Genomic DNA, 2,099 nt, shown 5'->3' with positions numbered 1-2,099 from the left:
CCACGATGGCGGTATTCGGGCTCGGACCCGACACCGCTGCGGCACTGCTGATTTCGATCGGTGACAATCCCGACAGGCTCACCACCGAAGCCGCGTTCGCTCGCCTGTGTGGTGTCGCCCCGATCCCGGCGTCCTCGGGCAAGACCACCCGCCACCGACTTCACCGCGGCGGCGACCGCCAGGCCAACCAAGCACTACACACCGCTGTCGTCGTTCGACTGCGCTATCACGAGAACACCAAAACCTACGCCGCGCGCCGCAAACACGACGGCAAGACCACCCCCGAAATCCTGCGCTGCCTCAAACGCTACCTCGCGCGAGAAGTGTTCCGCGCCCTCCGCGCCGACTACCAGGCGATGACCACTTGACATCAATAGGAGCGTCCTTCGCGATTTCCCGCAACGCGTCTTTCTCCAGCTCGGCATCGGCGAGAAGCCTTTTCAGCCTTGCGTTCTGCTCGCGGAGTTCTTTGAGTTCCTTCGCGGCGTCGGTGTCGACACCGCCGTACTGGCGGCGCCAGTTGTAGAGCGTGGCCGCGGAGATCCCGAGTTCGGCGGCGACTTCCTCGCCGGCCTTCCCGGCTGCGGTCAGCTCGTCGGCACGGCGCAGTTTCCGCACGATGTCCTCGGCGGAGTGCCGTTTGCGACTCTCAATGATCTTGTCAAGCCGCGGCGGCGATGGAGTTCGAGGGATCGAGGACAAATTCGCGTCCGTCACGCAGCAATGCCCACAGCACGTCGACCAGGCGGCGCGCCAGCGCGAGCAGGGCTTGGGGATGGATGAGCCGCTCGGCGCGTTTTCGGTCGTAGAACCGCCGTGACGGGCCGTTTTCCACTCGAAGACTGGATAGGGCGGCGAGATAGAAGACGCGGCGCATGCGGCGGTTGTAGCGGATAGGGCGCCGCAGGTTGCCGCTGACGCGGCCGGAATCGCGGGGAACAGGTACCAGGCCGGCGTAGCTGGCCAAACGTCCTGCCGAACCGAATGTCGCCAATTTGCCACCGGTTTCGACGAGGAAGTCGGCACCGAGTCCAGTGCCCATTCCGGGCAGGGACTCGATGATCCTCGCCCAGGGGTGTGTGCGGAACCGCGTTGCTATCAGCTTGTCGATGTCCTTGATCTCACGGTCCAGATCGAGCAGCTTGGCAGCGGCACGCCTGACCAGCATCGCCGCGTCCGTCTCTCCCGGCACCGCGACGTCTTGTTCGCTCGCGGCAGACAGCGCGATCGCTGCGATCTTCGCGATTCCGGACGGTCGCACCCCACCTTGGCGCAGATGTGTTGTGATACCGGCGATTCCAGCTGCTGCGATCTCGCTGGGAGTGCACAACCCAGAGACCAGAATCAACGGGCCGCGATTGGAGTAGTCCAGCCCCGCCTCGAGTGCCGGAAAGATCGACCCCAACACCGCGCGCAGCCGGTTGATCCCAGCGACCCAGTCCGCCATCAGGTCCGCGCGATACCGCGTCAGCTGGGTCAGCCCAGCCAAGAGCTCCTCGGGCATTCCGACCTCGGTCAGGTCTCGACGCATTCGAGCGGTCTCCGCGATCACCCGCGCGTCTCTGGCGTCGGTCTTGCCCTCACCACGAAACCCGCGGCTCATCGCGCTGACGACACAGCCCGGCACATACACGACCACTTGACCGGCGTTCAGCAATACCGTGACCAGCATCAATGACAGCGGCCCGGTCAAGTCGACCGCCCACCGCACCCGCACCGCTGCCGCAGCCGTTTCGGCGACCAATCGCTCGATCGCGCGTTGGTCATTGCCGAGTTTCCGGCTGAACACCTACTCCCCGGCCGAGTCGACCGCGCACGCGTGATGCGATCGCTTGCCGACATCGATACCGACCCAGATCTCAGGGTGCTCGGCCACTCATCACTCCCGTTGTCGCACAACACCCATGGACGACCCCGCCGCAGGTCCCTAAACAGCGACGATCCGCAACAGCTCTCAATCAGCGGCCGGAGCGTCCAGATCGGTGGGGCGGCAAGTCGCAAGGAGCCACGAAGACGACATCCTGCACATCAGCCACACCCCACCGACCCGGGCATCCGAGGACCCACCCCGGACACTTCGAACTTAGGGTCCTGCCATG

At 65.0% G+C, this 2,099-nt stretch carries 1 protein-coding gene and 2 pseudogenes; 1 reads left to right on the top strand and 2 read right to left on the bottom strand.

The window, feature by feature from the left end; all coding sequences use genetic code 11:
* On the top strand, positions 1 to 368 hold a 368-nt coding region (locus ON30_RS27960; protein ID WP_040711981.1), incomplete at its 5' end, for a transposase.
* 16 nt (positions 369 to 384) lie between these two features.
* Here the strand turns inward: ON30_RS27960 and ON30_RS41375 are convergent.
* A pseudogene (locus ON30_RS41375) lies at positions 385 to 654 on the bottom strand (transposase); the annotation flags it as partial.
* 7 nt (positions 655 to 661) lie between these two features.
* A pseudogene (locus ON30_RS27955) lies at positions 662 to 1,876 on the bottom strand (IS110 family RNA-guided transposase).
* Positions 1,877 to 2,099 lie beyond the last annotated feature (223 nt).

The sequence above is a fragment of the Nocardia takedensis NBRC 100417 genome (assembly GCF_000308695.1).
In the GTDB taxonomy this organism is placed as follows: domain Bacteria; phylum Actinomycetota; class Actinomycetes; order Mycobacteriales; family Mycobacteriaceae; genus Nocardia; species Nocardia takedensis.
Note: the sequence above shows the minus strand (reverse complement) of the source record. Positions and strands in the feature narration are given on the sequence as shown.